The organism is Ruminococcus flavefaciens ATCC 19208, from assembly GCF_000518765.1.
In the GTDB taxonomy this organism is placed as follows: Bacteria; Bacillota; Clostridia; order Oscillospirales; family Ruminococcaceae; genus Ruminococcus; species Ruminococcus flavefaciens.
On record NZ_JAEF01000017.1, the window covers coordinates 90,057 to 107,738 of the forward strand.

Here is a 17,682-nt window from a genome sequence, read left to right on the forward strand (position 1 = left end):
ATGCATATTTTGTATAACAGGAGATATCATGGTTGAATTCATTATCGGTCCGTCGGGCAGCGGAAAAACTACTAAGATGTTCGGGCGTATAGAGGAAAAGTGCTCTGCTGCGGATAAATTATGTATATTGGTCCCTGAACAGTATTCGCAGGATTTTGATAAAAAGCTGTATTTCTACCTCGGTGCCGAGAATTTCAACGAGCTCTTTTCACTGAGCTTTACAGGTCTCGCACGACAGCTTTTTCAGATATACGGTGATCCTGACAGAAAAGGTGAGTTTGCTGATGAAATGGCTAAGATGATACTTGTGTATCAGGCTGTTTCATCAGCTTTGTCGCGTCCTGAGTCCCTCAGCAGCTTCCGCAGACAGAGTATGCAGAGCGGCTTTGCGGAGGAGATAACAACTCTGATACGTGATATGAAGCGTTCAGGAGTAACTCCCGATGAGCTTATGCTGCGTTCGCAGTTTCTCGACAGAAGGCTTATGGACAAGACCAATGATGTGGCAGCCATATTCCTTGAATATCAGCGATTAATGGAAGAATACGGTTTCAAGGACGAGCTTGACAATATACGCGAAGCTGCAAGTGTTGCTAATCTGAACAGATATTTTTGCGGAAAGACTGTATTTCTCGATGAGTTTGAGAGCTTTACCGCTGATCAGTATGAAATGCTGAGGGTAATGCTTTCTTCGGCTGAAAACGTAATTATAGCCTTAAGAACAGATGATGTTAATGCAGGGGAATACACTCTCTTTGAAACAGTAAACGATACATACAGAAAATTGTCGGGCATATGCCATGAGCTTGGTAAAGAGAGTATCATAACCGAATGTAATGAATACTACAGGTTCAAAACTCCTGATCTTGAATATGTAAGCAGCCGCGCACTGAGAAATCTCAGGAATGAGCCTGACAATGCACCTGAAGCGGAGAATATCCATATCTTTGAAGCAAGAGATATGTACAGCGAAGCGGAATATGTATGTGCTGCAGTAAAGCATCTGCTGTATGAGGATCGTTCACTCAGATATCGTGATATTGCTATAATCTCAAATGATATCGCAAGCTATTCAGATGTTCTGAAAGCAGCATTCAAAAGATACGATATCCCGTATTTTCTCAGCCTTGAAAAAGCTGTTGACCATACTGCTGTCATGGTATTCTTTCTTACTCTTCTGGATATTCTCGTGAGCCGTAAATTCAGGTCTGAACAGATATTCAGGCTTCTGAAAAGCGGACTTCTTGATGTATCGCTTACGGAAGCTTCATTGCTTGAAAATTATTGCTATAAATGGGACGTTGACGGTGATATGTGGACGGAGCCGTTCACGGCACAGGATAACGAGCTTGAACTCCTTGAAGGGATAAGATGCCGTGTTACCGAACCGATCATAAAGCTGAAAAAACGCCTGAAGCGTGATAAAACAGCAGATAAGATGTGTATGCATTTGTACGATCATCTTGTTCAATGCGGTGCAGAAAAAAATACAGCCCGTCTTATGGGAGGACTTATAGATCAGGACAAGGACTATGAAGCGGCAGAGCTGAAAAGGTTATGGGGCTGCCTTATAGATATACTTGACTGTATCAACGATACTCTCGGAGAGCGTGAAATAAGCTTTTCTGAGCTCAACAGGATCATCAGATCAATGATCGGCAGGATAAAATACTCCGTTCCGCCTCAGACTCTTGATGCTGTCACAGCTGCTTCTGCAAGAATGGCGCGACTTGATTCTCCGAAAATAGTTTTCATAATGGGAGCAAATGACGGAGATTTCCCGAATCAGATAAGTCTGCACGGACTTTTCTCGGAAGCTGATAGATCCAAGCTTGCTGAACATGGGATAGAGCTTTCTACTTCGCTGTCCGAGCTTATTGCGTCAGAGCGTCTTGTAGTATATAAGGCAATATCTGCGGCTTCGGATAAGCTTTTTATAACCTATCCGCTTTCTGATCTTGCAGGACAGGCTAAATATCCTGCGCCAATAATCGACAGGATAATAGGAATGTTCGGGGATAAAAGCATCAGAAAAAAAGATGACGATATTCCTGTTGACTTCTATGCTGTAACGCTTCATTCAGCTTTTTATCATTATATGCAGGAGCGCAACACCGCAGATGCTACGGTTGCTTCTATTAAGAAAATGCTTATGAGCGATCCTGAGTATCGAAGAAGGCTTAATTATGTTCTCAACAGGGGCGATCGCGCTCAGAATTACAAGATAGGCAGAAGCATTATGGAGAAAATTCAGGACTTTGAGCCGCTCAGGCTGTCTTCAACAGGTCTTGAAGAGTATAATCTCTGCCACTTTAAGTATTTCTGTGATAAATGCCTCAGATTAAGACTGAATGAAAAAGTCAGCCTTGACGCAAGGATAGCAGGTGAACTTACACATGAGTGCTTCTACGGTATACTTGCTTTACGTACAAAGTCTGACTTTGTAAATATGTCATATGATGATGTAAAGAATGAAGTGAATAGGTGTGCTGAAAAGTATAAGAACGAAACCCTTGCAGGTGATTTCGGTAAAGATGCGAAATTTGAGCTGATATTCAACAAGCTTACCGAGCGTATGTCAGATGTGTTTCTTTATACGCAGCAATCTCTTATGGCTTCGGATTTTGTGCCACATGACTTTGAGCTGGACCTTCGTGAAAGTCACTCGGTGGTTCTTCCGTTCGCTGATAAAAAGAATCTGAGCTTTGGAGGTATAGTCGACAGAGCAGATGTTTGCAGTATAAACGGCGAGGATTACCTCAGAATAATAGATTATAAGAGCAGCCGCAAGGAGATAACTGCCGAAACTCTCGCCTGCGGAATAAATATGCAGATGCTGCTTTATCTGTTCGCTTCAACCGATAAAGGCGGCTTATACGAAGGCTATGAGCCTGCGGGAGTTCTTTATTCTCCCGTAAGGATATCAGATGTTCATCTTGAATCACATAAGGTAGCATCAAGAAACAGCAGTGCGGTAAAGTCATCATTAAAAACAAGCGGTCTTGTGCTGGGAGATATTGATATACTTGAGGCTATGGAAAAAGATGTAGGCGGAGAATTCATACCTGTAAAGCTTGATAAGAACGGAGTACCCGATAAAAACTCTTCCTGTGTATCCGCAGAGGGTATGACACAGCTGAGAAATTACACCTATTCCAAGCTTGTAAGCATGGCGGAGTCCCTTCTTGATGGCAATGCAGAAGCAGAGCCTCTTGTTATCGACGGAAACATACCGTGTACCTACTGCGAATACTCAAATATATGTGATAATTCCGAGCTTGAACACAAAAGGACACCTGATATATCTCAGGTCTTGGAAGCAGAGGAGATACTCGGCAATAAATTCAGCGGAAAGGAGAAGTGAACATGAGCTGGACGCAACAACAGCAGAACGCCATTGATGCAAGAGATACATCTCTTATTGTTTCGGCTGCGGCTGGAAGCGGCAAAACAGCAGTTCTTACAGAAAGGCTTATCAAGCTCATTGCAGACAGCAGCTCAGGCGTAAGGGCAGACAGAATGGTCGTTGTAACATTTACAAATGACGCGGCTTCCGAACTCAAAAAACGTCTTGATATAAAGCTGAGAGAGCTTATAAATGAACGTCCCGACGATAAACATCTTTTAAAACAGCAGATACTTCTCCAGAGCGCAAGAATATCTACTATAAACTCCTTCTGCTTTGACCTTATACGTGACAATATGGGCGAAACAGGTGTTACTTCGGGATTTACGGTACTTGATGACAGTGATAACAAGGTGCTCAGAGCACGTGCTATGGACGAGCTTATAAACTATTACAGTGAGAATGAGTACGAAAAGATATCCTTCATGTATGACAGATTCTGCATAAAGGACGAGAAAAGACTCATTGAAGTAATAGAAAGAGCAGATAATTTTCTTTCGTCTGTAGCTTTCAGGGATAAGTGGCTTCGTAAAGCTGTTGAAATGTATAAGGGCGATATAAAGGACTCATATTATTTCAGAAGCCTTACGGCTTCTATGATATCAGAGCTTGAAAAAGCGCTAAAAACAGCCGATGATAATATAGGTCTTATCAGCAGGATCTTCCCTGATATGTCATCGGCAGCTGCGGTAAAGTCATATGCACTTGCGGAAGAGGACTATGACAGAATATCCGATCTTCTTGCTGTTTTCAGAACTGACAGACTTCCCGATGAAAACGAAGCGGCAAATGCACAGGCGTTCTCCGACCTTGTAAGAGTAGGAAAAACTCCGCATGACAAAGCGCTGCGTGAGGTATACAAGAAAAGGCGGGATCTTATAAAAAAGACTGCGGTAAAAGTAATTAACAGTGTATTGTCTGTTGAGAGCGATTACAGAGAGTGCGGAGAAGTAACTGTGATTCTTGCGGAAATGCTGAAAAAGTATCAGGAGCTTATCTGGGAAAAGAAATGCGAGAAAAACGGTCTTTCCTTCGATGACGGAGAAAGATTAGCGTTGGAGCTGCTTACCGAGTCGGATGACAGCGGAAATATTGTAAGAAGTGAAATAGCTGAGAGGATAGCTGATTATTACGACATCATAATGATAGATGAGTATCAGGACTCAAACAACAAGCAGGATCTGATCTTTAAGCTTATCTCAAAGAATTTCCGTACTGATGATAACGGAGAGCCTCTTTACGGAACAAATGTATTCCTTGTAGGTGATGTCAAGCAGTCTATTTATCGTTTCAGACTCGCAAATCCGAAGAATTTTATAAATACTCTTCACAGCTCTCGACCTTATTCGCCTGAAAACATATGTAAGAATCAGGCTGTTATTCTAAATAAGAATTTCCGAAGCTCACCGCAGGTAATTGATTTTGTAAATTTTGTCTTTACTCAGATAATGACTGAAAGATGCGGAGATATAAACTATACAGACGATGAAAAGCTATATTTCGGTGCAGAATATTACTCGGAAAATAATGCGCCGCAGAGACTTACCCACATTGCATTTATAAACGATGATGCAGCCGAAGATGAAGAAGCTGAAAAGCTGAATATTGAGGCGGTATATACAGCGAAGAAAATATCGGATATGCTCGGAGCAGGTGTAACAGTCACAGATAAAGACGGCTCGGAGCGTCCATGCTGTCCTTCTGATTTCTGCATACTTGTAAGGAACAACAAGCATATAAACACATATGCGGAAGAACTTAACAAAATTGGCATTGCTGCCAAGGGCAGCGAGGAATCGGGATATCTTAAAGCACGAGAGATAGCTGTGCTTATTGATCTGTTAAGAGTAATAAGCAATCCGATACAGGATATACCTCTTGCAGCCGTAATGACTTCGCCTATGTATATGTTCAGTATCGAGGATATAGCCGTTATAAGGTCTTATGATAAAAAGAGAGCGCTCTTTCCGATAATACGCGGAATAGCAGACGGAGAGTATCCTGAATGCGATGATATGTTCCTTCGTGACAGATGCTGTGATTTCCTTGAATCTATAGATGCATTTCGTCTTGATTCAGTTACCATGACTATAGGCGAGCTTATAGGCGAGATATACGACTCAACAGACTTTATATCAGTTATGCAGCTTTATAGCGACGGAGAAAAGAAAAGAGCCAATCTGCGCGCGCTTATACAGTATGCTCAGAATTACGAAAAGACAGCTATGTTTGATGGCTCAGGCGGTCTTAACGGCTTTCTGAGACATCTTGACAGAGTATTGGAAAACGGAGACTATGCTCAGGGAAAGGTAGCAGCCTCCTCCGGTGATTATGTTTCGGTGATTACTATGCACAGATCAAAAGGACTGGAATTTCCTTTTGTTTTTATCGCGGAAACGTCGGTGAATTTTCAGTTCGACTCTAAAATAGTTATGTGCAGTCCTGACGGAAGGATAGGTTATGTGCTGTATGATCCTGCTCTCTACAGAAAATACAAGACCTTTCAGCAGGTAATGCTTTCTGCTGAGGAGGAACAGGATACAAGAAGCGAAGAAATGCGCCTTTTGTATGTTGCACTTACAAGAGCCAAGCAGAAGCTTTTTATCAACTTGAAATGCGGCGAAAAAGCACTGAAAAGAGTGAATTCCATTGCAGAGAGCTGCATACTTCATAACGGAGACATAACTGACAGTGTATGCGAAGCGAAGAGCTTCTCGGACTGGATATGGGCAAGTATTATTCGTGATGCGTCGTTTACGGAGATATCAGAGCATTATGAGCTTGATAAAGTACCTTCGGGCGGTTCACTAAAAAATGAAACGCGTCTTTTTGAGTACGAATTTGTTGACGGTATAGATATATCAGCTACGGAGCAGGACGATGAAAATGACGAAGTATTGCCTGATGAGAAACTGATATCGGATATGAAAGCCATAATCTCATATCAATACGATAAAACTCTCTCGGAAACTCCTGCAAAGCTAAGTGTTACCGAGATCACAAAGAAGCTGAAAAACAGCAAGGAAATCTTCGATTTCAAGCTCAAGCGTCCTAAATTCAAGTCAACAGGTTCAGGACTAAGCGGAGCTGAAAGAGGAACAGCAATACATACCTTCTTTCAGTATTGTAATTTTGAAAATGCTATCAACGACACAAAGGCAGAGATCGAGAATGTAATGAACAAAGGATATATATCCTTAGCGGAAGCAGAGTCGATAAATATTGATAATGTAAAAGCATTTTTTGTAAGTTCATTATATGAACGCATATGTGCTTCGATATCTTATGTCAGAGAAAAGAAGTTCATGGTGGCTGTTTCACAGCTAAACGCTGAGAACGAAGCTCTTGAGAAGCTCAAGCATTCCGACGGCATGATAAAGGGAATTATTGACCTTATGTTTGAAGAAAAAGACGGAATTGTTATTGTTGATTACAAGTCGGACAGAGGAGTGTCTCTGGACAAGCTGAAAGAAAGGTATTCTATGCAGCTTAAACTGTATAAAGCTGCTATTGAGCTCACAACAGGCAAGAAGGTCAAAGAAGCCTTTTTGTATTCGTTTGAACTTAAAAAACATATTGCAGTTGAGATATAAAGGAAAGTCCCTGTATATTCAGATTTACAGGGACTTTTTCTATATATGGTCAGACATGTCATATAGCGTTTTGCAATATTAAGTATGTTCAAATTTGTGCAAAGTGTAGATTTTGCAAATTTTGTTGACAATATATGAAGATTGTATTATAATGAAAGATACAGAGATATAAAATTGAGGTGTAGAATGAACAAAAGAAGGAAGCAATGGCGCAATGCTAACTTGTTAAAAGCAGGCACAGCGTTTTTCCTTTTAGTTCTTATATTTGGCGGAATAACTGCTGCGAAGTATCTGATAAAGCATAACAGGCGTACTGTTCCTGATAGTGCTGTATCGGACAGCTTTGCTGCACATACAGACGAATTGTCTGATATTTCCGAAACTACTACAGAACATACAGGAGAAGCGGCGGTGCCTTTTATTATTTTCCCTGAAAAGACGGACAAGTCTAAGGAATTTACAAAAGATTACGACGCGAAAAATGCTATCCTGATAAATGTTGACGACAGTGAAGTGGTCGCTTACAGAAATGAACAAATTAAACTGTATCCCGCGTCGCTTACAAAAATAATGACGCTGATCGTTGCTGTCGAAAATATAGATGATCTTTCAGCTACTGTACCGATCACATATGATATGGTAGCACCTTATATTGCTCTGGATGCTTCAAGGGCAGGATTTGAGCCTGATGAGACTCCGTCACTAAAGGATGTTCTCTATGGCATGATATTGTGCTCGGGAGCAGATGCTTCACTTGCAGCGGCTGAATACGTTGCAGGCAGTGAGGAAGCGTTTGTCAGGCTTATGAATGACAAATGCAGGGAAATAGGCTTAAAAAATACGAATTTTACAAATGCTGTGGGACTTCATGATAAAGATAATTACAGTACAGCCGAGGATATTGCTATGATGCTTGAATATGCAATACAAGATCCTGTCTGTCGGGAAGTTCTTTCAGCAGTTGAGTATAAAGTTCCGCCTACAAAACAAAATCCCGATGGTCTTACGTTTGAAAGTACACTTTTCAGCAGAATGTACGGTGACGAAATGCCCGGGGTAAAGATAATCGGCGGAAAAACCGGATTTACAGATGAAGCAGGAAACTGCATGGCAACTTTTGCAGAGATAAACGGAAAGACATATATACTCGTGCTCTGCGGAGGCAATACAAATTGGAACAATGTATACAATACGTTAAGCGCGTACAGCGTTTACTGCACAGGCGGTAAAGCATATACGCCGCCTGAATAAATATAAAAAAGCAGATAAATAGGCGGCTTTTAGTGTAGAACAAAACCTTGGAGGACATAGAAAGATGAGTGAGATAAAGAAATGCAGGCTCAGAGTAGGCCGTGTTTTTCTTGCAATGGGTATAACAGTTGGGACACTTTTCGGAGCTGATTGTTTAAGAAGAAGTTTTGAAAGTCAGCAGCCGTATAATATAAAGGTTCACGGAGACTTCCGCAATTCTTTGGAAGTTGCAGAGCTTTCGGCAAGCACCGGCCTTTCATACGAAACAACGAATGAGGCAACAACAGCTTTTGAAGGTATAAAATATCTGGGCTATTCAGAATATGAGCTTTCAAAAGATGATGTATCAAAGGGTATTCTTTCATTATATACGGAGAAAGCTCCTGCAAGAGCAAGCGACCAGGGACAATTGGTAGATCTTGCAGAAGAGAAAAACGAGTTCTATTCTCTTGCTGATGAAAAAAGATTATATCTCGATGATGATGCAGCAGACGCTCTCAATCGTATGATGGAGGATTATGCTAACGAGACGGGGCTTGCGGACTTTATGGTTTACGGAACTACGGATACAGATACAGGAGAGGATTCTCCGTGCTCGAAGGGATTTAGCGAGTCTAAAGCGGGATATTGTGTTGATCTTGCTTTAAATGCGTACGGAAATATTCTTGAATACGATGGCTGTGATGCTGAAGGCTGGGTAGACGAGAACTGTTGGAAGTACGGTTTTGTAGTTAGATATCCTGAAGGTAAGAAGAATAAAACAGGCAATGATTATTGTCCGTGGCATCTCAGATTTGTAGGCGAAGTTCACGCAGCTATTATGGCAAGTAAGGAAATGTGTCTCGAAGAGTATATTGATTATCTTGAACAGTATACCTTTGAACAACCATATTCCTTTACATTCAACAACGAGTCATACCAGATATACAGCGTTTCGGGCAATGACGACAGACTCGAGACCAGAGTGCCTATATCGGGAAATTACGAATTGTCGGGTGATAACAGGAATTCGTTTATAATAATGCAGAAAAATTGATTTTTACGGAGCGGTTTTTGTACCGCTCCTTTTCATTTTATTCGTTGTCATCGCATATTGTTATATGAGGTGATATTTATGCGGAGCTGCTTTAAAATGCTGTTTCTTCTTGCTTTTATTCTGATTTCGCTTACATTCATAAGCGCTGATGTAACAGAGGTCTCAGAGCCTGAAGCTTATGTGGTTATGGAAGCTGATACAGGAACAATTATTAATGCCAAAAACGAAAAAACGAGAATGAATGCAGGCTATCTTTCAAAATTAATGAGCATTCTTGTAATTGCACTGCATATTGATAATGGTGAACTTTCGATCTCCGATGAGCTTACAGCTTCTGAAAGAGTAAACGGAACTAAAGGTTCGGTCATCTGGCTTCAGAGCGGAGATAAATTGTCTGTCGATGAGTTGCTGAAGGCTGTTATAATAGGCAATGCCAATGATGCACTGACCGTTCTTGCAGAAGCTGTTTCAGGTGATATCGAAACTTTTGTTATGGACATGAATGCCGAGGCGTTTGAACTTGGGCTCCGTGACTCTTATTTTGTATCTCCTTACGGTTATTATAACGAACTTGAATATACGACGGCATACGATATTGCTCTTGTATGCTCGGAACTTTCAAAATATGATTTTTTGCAGCCGTATTTCAAGACATGGCGGGATTTCGTAAAAAATCAACAGGTAGAGCTTGTGAGCGAGAATACACTTACAAGGACTTATGAGCCGCATATCGGGTTCAAAGCCTGTCATTCTGAGGATACAGGCTTCTTTTTAGCAGAAGGCGGCAGAAATTCAAACGGAAACACTTTTGTGGCGGCCGTTTTTGGGGCAGAAAATGAAGATATATCTTTTAAGAAGGGAAAAGAACTCCTTAAAGAGGCTTTTTCAAAATACAGAGTTGTCTCGACCGAATTTCCCGAAGAAATGCTTGTCCCGATCAAGGTTAAAAACGGCGTTGAATCGGCAGTCGAAATAGGTATAAAAGAACAGGGGAGCGCGGCTGTACCCAAAGAGAATAAAACTATCAGGGCGAAGGTCGTTATTCCCGAATATATTACAGCTCCGGTGCGTGAAGGTCAGCCTGTCGGAGCGGTTGCGTTTTATAACGGTGATACTATTGTTTTTGAGACTGATATCATAACCAAAAGCGCTGTTCATAAACTATCGTGGAGCTATGTTTTAAAGCAAACATTGCTTAAAATGATAGAAAAATGATATCAAAATTGTAGGGTTTATACAAATGTTGGAAATGTTATGTAAAGGTACTTGAAAAAAAATCAAAAATATAGTATCATAAAGATGGTAAATTATATTTGTATGGCTTTCCATACATATTGGAGGTAAATTTTAATGTCATTAAAACTCAACACCAAATACTTGAAGGATTTCGTCAATGATGACGAGCTTGCAGGAATCAAGGCACAGGTGGAGGCTGCTGCTCAGTCTCTTCAGAACAAAACAGGTCTTGGAAATGACTTCTTAGGATGGGTGGATCTTCCTACTGCTTATGATAAGGAAGAATTTTCTCGTATAAAGGCTGCTGCTGAGAGGATCAAGGCTAATTCCGATATCCTTATCGTTATCGGTATAGGCGGTTCTTATCTCGGAGCAAGAGCTGCTATCGAGCTTCTTAAATCACCTCTTTATAATAATATGAAGAAGGATACACCTGACATCTACTATGTCGGAAACAGCATCAATCCTGCATATCTTAACGAGATCATTGCTCTTTGCGATGGCAAGGACTTCTCTGTAAATGTTATCTCAAAATCAGGTACAACTACAGAGCCTGCACTTGCTTTCCGTATCTTCAAGAAAATGGTTGAGGATAAATATGGTAAGGAAGAGGCTAAAAACCGTATCTTTGCTACAACAGACAAGGCAAGAGGAACTCTCAAGAGCCTTTCTGATACTGAGGGCTATGAAACTTTTGTTATTCCTGATGATGTCGGAGGACGTTTCTCTGTTCTTACAGCTGTTGGTCTTCTTCCTATCGCAGTTGCAGGCTGTGACATAGATGCTCTTATGAAGGGCGCTGCAAAGGCACAGGCTGATTTCTGCGCTGATTTTGATAATAATGACTGCTATAAATATGCTGCACTCAGAAATATCCTTTACAGAAAGGGTAAGTCTGTAGAAATGCTCGTTTCTTATGATCCAAGCTTCGTTATGATGTCTGAGTGGTACAAGCAGCTCTTCGGTGAGAGCGAAGGCAAGGACAACAAGGGTATATTCCCGTCAGCAGCTGTATTCTCAACTGATCTTCACTCTATGGGTCAGTATATACAGGACGGTGCAAGAATACTCTTTGAAACTGTTGTTGATATAAAGAAGCCAAAGACTGATCTTTTCCTTGAAGCAGATGCTGAAAATCTTGACGGTCTTAACTTCCTTACAAATCAGAATATGTCTGTTGTTAACAGAAAGGCATTCGAGGGTACTGTTCTCGCTCATACAGAGGGCGGAGTTCCTAATATTATTCTTGAACTTGACGACACTACAGAAGAAAGCGTCGGCTATATGATATACTTCTTCGAGAAGGCTTGCGCAATTTCAGGCTATGTACTTGGTGTAAATCCGTTCAATCAGCCGGGTGTTGAGAGTTATAAATCAAATATGTTCGCTCTTCTCGGCAAGCCGGGATATGAGGGGGCAAAGGCTGCTCTTGAGGCTAAGCTTGGCTGATAAGTCTGTTTAGCTCATAATGCAAAACTAAATACGTCATAAATGCCGCAAGGCACGGAAGGAGTAAATTATGATTAAACTTATTACAGGAAAAAAAGGCACAGGCAAAACAAAGATACTCATCGACAATATCAATGAGGCTGTAAAGTCAACAAACGGCAACCTTGTTTGCATCGAAAAGGGCGACAATATCAGACGTTCTATCAGCTTCAGAGTTAGATGGTGCGATACTGAAAGCTTTGCTATCGAGGGTGCAGATGCATTTTACGGCTTCGTTGCAGGTATGCTCGCAGGCAACTATGATATAAAGGACGTTTTCGTTGACGGTATCCTCAAGATCGTTGGCCGTGACTATGATGTACTTGGCGCACTTTTTGAAAAGCTCGACAAGCTTACAGGTGAAGAAGCTACTATCGTTTTCACAGTTTCAGCTGATGCTTCTGAGCTTCCTGAGAGCGTTAAGCAGTTCATTAAGTAATTCTGCAAAAAATTTGAAATTTTTACACTGAACTATTGACATATTTCTTGGCTTGGTGTATAATATATCTTATAGTGCTCTGAAGGATTGTTGTATGAAGATCAATTTAAAGCAGATATTCAATATTGTCGGAGAATCAAAAGAGTTCTCTTACGAGATATCAGCAGATGAATTTGGTGATATCAAAGGCTATGTTTTTGAAACGCCTGTAAGTCTGAGCGGAAAATTCTATAACAGAGCAGGAGTGGTTTATCTTGACTATTCTGCTGTATTCAGGCTGATGCATACTTGTGACAGATGCCTGAAGGAGTTTTCGAGAGATTATGATCTCAGCTTCGACCATATTGTTGTTCCTTCCATAAGCAATGATGATAACGATGATTATATCGTTACAGATGGTGAGAGCATTGAATTGAATGAAATCGCACTGACTGATATGCTTCTCAGTCTGCCTACAAAAAATCTTTGCAGGGAAGACTGCAAAGGGCTTTGTATGGTCTGCGGCTGTGATCTGAATGAGTCTCAGTGTGATCATCTTAATTAATCTGAGCTGTGAAGCTCTTTAAGGAGGTGCCAGAATGGCTGTACCGAAGAGAAAAACTTCCAAGGCAAGACGTGATAAGAGACGTAGTGCTGTATGGAAGCTTGAAGCACCCGCAATGTCAAAGTGTGATAACTGCGGCGCATATAAGGCTCCGCATAAGGTTTGCAAAAATTGCGGATTCTATAAGGGCGTTGAGGTCCTTAAGATCGACGCTGAATAATCGGCTTGATCCGATAAAAGAGAAGGAGAGGAGGAGAGATCCTTCTCTCCTTTTTAAGTGTATGGAGTAGTTTTATGGTTAAGATCAACAGCGTTATGCATGGTTCTCCGTGTGATAAGCACGGGATTCAAGGCGGCGATACCCTTGTCAGAATAAACGGTCATGACATCAAAGATGTCCTTGACTATATGTATTATGCTGCGGATACTGATATTACCCTCGAAATTGAAAGAGATAACATTCCTTTAACAATACATATCATTAAGGACGAATATGATGATCTCGGTCTTGAGTTTGAGACGTTCCTTATGGACAGCAAACAGTCATGCAGCAATAAATGCGTTTTTTGCTTTATTGACCAGATGCCGCCCGGAATGAGAGAAACTCTCTATTTCAAAGACGATGATGCAAGACTTTCCTTTTTGCAGGGAAATTATGTTACCCTTACCAATATGAAACAGGAGGATATTGACAGAATCATTGAAATGAAGCTTAATATCAATGTTTCTGTCCATACGACCAATCCTGAACTGCGCGTAAAGATGATGCATAATCGCTTTGCGGGCGAAAAGCTTAAATTCATCTGGCAGCTTGCTCAAAGCGGCATAAAGCTTAATTGTCAGATCGTTTGCTGTCCCGGCCTGAACGACGGTGACGAACTCAGGCGTTCTCTGACTGACCTTGGTACGCTTATGCCAAATATAACAAGTATGGCTGTTGTTCCTGTTGGAGTTACTAAATTTCGCCAGGGACTTTACCCTCTTGTTGGCTTTGATAAGAAGGGCGCAGGAGAAACTATTGATATAATTGAAGAATTTCAGCAGATATTCCTCAAAAAATTCGGCACACGAACTGTTTTTCCCTCAGATGAGTTTTATCTGATAGCAGAGAGAGAGCTTCCTCCAATGGAAGCATATGAAGATTTTTCACAGTATGAAAATGGTGTGGGAATGCTTCGTTCATTGATCGATGAGTTTGAAAAAGCACTTGAAATAGCCGAATGGGAAGGCGGAGAACGCCATGTTTCCATTGCAACCGGCTATTCCGCTTTTGGTACAATAAATATGCTTGCAAAAAAGGCTGAGGAATCATTTCCAATGCTGAAATGTGATGTTTACCGTATCCGAAATGACTTTTTCGGTGATACTATAACCGTTACGGGACTTATAACAGCTCAGGATCTTATTGCACAGCTCAGCGGCAGAGATCTTGGGGACAATCTTCTTTTGTCTCAGGCTATGATCAGAAGAGATTCAGATGTTTTTCTTGACGATCTTACTATAGATGATGTTGAGAAAGCACTTAATGTAAAAATACGAACTACGCCAAGCGATGGTTATGAACTGCTTGACGCAATAATGGGAATTGAATATTAGTTGTGAATTATCACACTTTAAGATATGAAAGGGGAGGCAGAAATATGTCATTACCGATAGTTGCAGTTGTTGGCAGACCTAATGTTGGTAAGTCAACGTTATTCAACAAGCTTATCGGACAGAGACTGTCAATAGTTGAGGATACTCCCGGTGTTACACGTGACCGTATCTATTCCAAATGTGAATGGCGCGGAAAAGAGTTTATGGTGGTTGATACAGGCGGTATTGAGCCTGACAGCGATGATGTTATCCTCGCTCAGATGCGAAGACAGTCTGAGCTGGCTATTGAAAAAGCTGATGTAATTGTTTTTGTTACAGATATAAAATGCGGTGTAACAGCCGATGATTATGCGGTAGCTCAGATGCTTCTGAAAAGCGGAAAGCCTATCGTTCTTGCTGTTAATAAGGTGGACAGCCTCGGTGATCCGCCTATGGAGCTGTACGAGTTCTATAATCTTGGACTTGGTGATCCGTATCCCATATCTTCTGTTCATGGTCATGGTACAGGAGATATGCTTGATAAGGTTTATGAAAGCTTACCTGAAAGTGAAGAAACAGAATATGACGAGGATCATATCAAGGTAGCTGTTATCGGTAAGCCTAATGCGGGAAAATCTTCACTTATCAACAAGATCGCAGGCGAAGAACGTGTTATCGTTTCTGATATAGCAGGAACTACACGTGATTCAACGGATACTGTTATTGAAAATGAGTACGGTAAATTCGTATTTATTGATACGGCAGGTATACGAAAAAAGTCAAAGGTAACTGAAAAGGTCGAGCATTACAGTGTTCTCAGAGCTTATATGGCTGTTGACAGAGCTGATGTATGCGTGATAATGCTTGATGCAGCCGAAGGCTTTACAGAGCAGGACTCAAAAGTTGCAGGATATGCCCATGAGCAGGGAAAAGCCTGTGTTGTTGCTGTAAATAAATGGGATCTTGTAGAAAAAAATGACAAAACTATGCAGGAGTACAGAACAAAGCTTGAAAACGATTTCAGCTTTATGTCTTATGTTCCCTTTGTGTTCATTTCTGCCAAGACAGGACAGCGTATAAACAAGCTTTATGAGCTTATAAAGTACGTTTACGAGCAGAACAGCATGAGAATATCTACAGGTATGCTCAATGATGTACTTGCGTACGCCACTACAAGAGTCCAGCCGCCGTCGGATAAGGGAAGAAGACTGAAGATATACTATATGACTCAGCCTTCAACTAAGCCGCCGACATTTGTAACTTTTGTAAATCGGGCTGATCTTTTCCATTTTTCGTACAGAAGATATATTGAAAACCAGATACGTTCAACATTTGGTCTTGAAGGTACGCCTGTAAGATTTATAGTGCGTGAGAGAGGGGGAAATGATAAATAATGAAGGTGTTTTTTTCAATTATTGCAGCTGCCGGATTAGGTTATTTTCTTGGCAGTATCAATTTCTCAATCATTGTTGTGAGAATGATGACAGGAAAAGATATCCGTGATATGGGCAGCAAAAATGCAGGCCTTACAAACACATTAAGATGTGCAGGAAAAAGCTGTGCTCTTCTGACACTTATCGGTGATCTTGCAAAAGGTATAATCGCAGTTGCTCTTGCAAGAGGTGTTTGTCATCTGCTCCATGCAGGCATGATGCCGGGAAATGATACCCATTATATCGGTTACATTGCAGGATTATTTGCTATAATCGGTCACGTTTTCCCGATATATTACGAATTCAAGGGCGGTAAGGGCGTGCTTGTCGGTGCAGCTTCATTCCTTGCAGTTGATTACAAGGTGTTTTTAGCTCTTATAGCTATTTTTGCAGTTATACTTGCACTTTCAAAGTATGTCTCACTTGCTTCCGTTATCTCAACCACCTACTGTCCGTTGGCTACACTGCTTATGTCATGGCTTATAGACGGCTATTCATTCGGAAGAAGCTTTATTTATATGCTGCTGTCTCTTCCGATGGCGGCAATGGTAATATGGATGCACAGATCAAATATTCAACGTCTTATTGATGGAAATGAGAATAAATTTTCGTTCAACAAAATAAATATTAACTGAGGCTATCAGACGAAAGGAGTAAAATGCTATGGCAAATATAGTAATACTTGGTTCGGGCGGATTTGGACTCAGTCTTGCGATAATGGCTGAGCATTGCGGCAGACATAACGTTACGGTATGGTCAAAATTTCAATCTGAGATTGATGATATCCGTTCACACGGAGAACACGTTCAGAAGCTTCCGGGAGTTCCTGTTTCGGAGAGTATAGCAATGACAAGTGATATCTCCTGTGTTAAGGGCTGTGATATGCTCGTTTTCGGAATACCTTCGTCTTTTGTTCGTGATGTAGCTAAGGAAGCTGCTCCATATGTTGACGAACATATGGTGATCGTCAACACAGGTAAGGGTCTTGAGGAAGGAAGTCTTAAAACTCTCAGCGAGGTGATACTTGAGGAGATACATACTGAAAAAATGGTTGTTCTTTCAGGTCCTTCTCATGCCGAGGAAGTTGCAAGATGTGTGCCTACAACTATTGTTGCAGCGTCTGCAAATCATGAAGCTGCTGAGTATGTTCAGCGTGAATTCGGCAACAACTTTATGAGAATATATCTTAATGACGATGTTAAGGGCTGTGAGATAGGCGGTGCGCTGAAGAATATTATTGCACTTTGCGTTGGCGTCTGTGACGGTCTGGGTTACGGTGATAATACCAAGGCTGCACTTATGACTCGCGGAATACATGAGATCGCTCGTCTCGGAAAAGCCTGCGGAGCTGATGTTACTACCTTCAGCGGACTTACAGGCATTGGTGATCTGATAGTAACCTGCACAAGTATGCACAGCAGAAACAGACGTGCAGGCATACTTATCGGTCAGGGAGTATCTCCCGAGGAGGCTGTTGAGCGTGTCGGAACTGTTGAGGGCTATTTCTGCTGTAAAGCTGCATATGCACTTGCAAAAAGACTTGGCGTTGAAATGCCTATAACAGAGCAGCTGAACGAAGTGCTTTTCAATGGCGGAGATGTCAGACATGCACTTGGAGCACTCATGAACAGACCACAGATCTATGAAGAAATATAAGTTATACTATCAGAGGTGAATAAAA

At 41.3% G+C, this 17,682-nt stretch carries 13 protein-coding genes; all 13 read left to right on the top strand.

The genetic code is table 11. The annotated features are described in order from the left end of the window. Positions 1-28 precede the first annotated feature (28 nt). The 13 genes from L870_RS0105655 (at position 29) to L870_RS0105715 (ending at position 17,657) form a co-directional block, all read left to right on the top strand. A complete protein-coding gene (locus L870_RS0105655; RefSeq protein ID WP_028517320.1) occupies positions 29-3,364 on the top strand; it encodes a PD-(D/E)XK nuclease family protein in 3,336 nt (1,111 codons plus the stop codon). A 2-nt stretch (positions 3,365-3,366) separates the two neighbouring features. Further along, the gene (gene addA, locus L870_RS0105660; RefSeq protein WP_037271339.1) at positions 3,367-6,999 is read left to right on the top strand and encodes a helicase-exonuclease AddAB subunit AddA; all 3,633 of its coding nucleotides are present in this window, start codon (positions 3,367-3,369) and stop codon (positions 6,997-6,999) included. Between the two features lie 186 nt (positions 7,000-7,185). After that, positions 7,186-8,250: a D-alanyl-D-alanine carboxypeptidase family protein gene (locus tag L870_RS16745; RefSeq protein ID WP_051411425.1), complete on the top strand. Its 1,065-nt coding sequence runs from the start codon at positions 7,186-7,188 to the stop codon at positions 8,248-8,250. 64 nt (positions 8,251-8,314) lie between these two features. Then, entirely contained in the window at positions 8,315-9,286 is a 972-nt protein-coding gene (locus L870_RS18415) for a M15 family metallopeptidase (RefSeq protein WP_051411426.1), read from the top strand. A 96-nt stretch (positions 9,287-9,382) separates the two neighbouring features. Next, positions 9,383-10,501, top strand: coding sequence for a D-alanyl-D-alanine carboxypeptidase family protein (locus tag L870_RS0105675; protein ID WP_028517322.1), 1,119 nt, complete (start codon positions 9,383-9,385; stop codon positions 10,499-10,501). Positions 10,502-10,636: 135 nt separating this feature from the next. Next, on the top strand, positions 10,637-11,971 hold the full coding sequence (locus L870_RS0105680; RefSeq protein WP_028517323.1) for a glucose-6-phosphate isomerase: 1,335 nt from the start codon (positions 10,637-10,639) through the stop codon (positions 11,969-11,971). 70 nt (positions 11,972-12,041) lie between these two features. After that, on the top strand, positions 12,042-12,449 hold the full coding sequence (locus L870_RS0105685; RefSeq protein ID WP_028517324.1) for a hypothetical protein: 408 nt from the start codon (positions 12,042-12,044) through the stop codon (positions 12,447-12,449). A 94-nt stretch (positions 12,450-12,543) separates the two neighbouring features. Then, positions 12,544-12,993 carry a YceD family protein gene (locus tag L870_RS0105690; RefSeq protein WP_028517325.1) on the top strand — a complete coding sequence of 150 codons (450 nt, stop codon included), beginning with the start codon at positions 12,544-12,546 and terminating at the stop codon, positions 12,991-12,993. 34 nt (positions 12,994-13,027) lie between these two features. Beyond that, positions 13,028-13,213 carry a 50S ribosomal protein L32 gene (gene rpmF / locus L870_RS0105695; RefSeq protein WP_019678749.1) on the top strand — a complete coding sequence of 62 codons (186 nt, stop codon included), beginning with the start codon at positions 13,028-13,030 and terminating at the stop codon, positions 13,211-13,213. Positions 13,214-13,287: 74 nt separating this feature from the next. Then, complete coding sequence (locus L870_RS0105700) at positions 13,288-14,589, top strand: DUF512 domain-containing protein (RefSeq protein ID WP_028517326.1); 1,302 nt, start codon at positions 13,288-13,290, stop codon at positions 14,587-14,589. 44 nt (positions 14,590-14,633) lie between these two features. Then, positions 14,634-15,962, top strand: a complete 1,329-nt coding sequence (gene der, locus L870_RS0105705; protein ID WP_028517327.1) for a ribosome biogenesis GTPase Der — start codon at positions 14,634-14,636, stop codon at positions 15,960-15,962. After that, entirely contained in the window at positions 15,962-16,636 is a 675-nt protein-coding gene (plsY, locus tag L870_RS0105710; protein WP_051411427.1) for a glycerol-3-phosphate 1-O-acyltransferase PlsY, read from the top strand. The genes der and plsY overlap by 1 nt, the downstream gene beginning before the upstream one ends. Before the next feature lie 28 nt (positions 16,637-16,664). After that, complete coding sequence (locus tag L870_RS0105715) at positions 16,665-17,657, top strand: NAD(P)H-dependent glycerol-3-phosphate dehydrogenase (RefSeq protein ID WP_028517329.1); 993 nt, start codon at positions 16,665-16,667, stop codon at positions 17,655-17,657. The last annotated feature ends 25 nt before the right edge of the window (positions 17,658-17,682 follow it).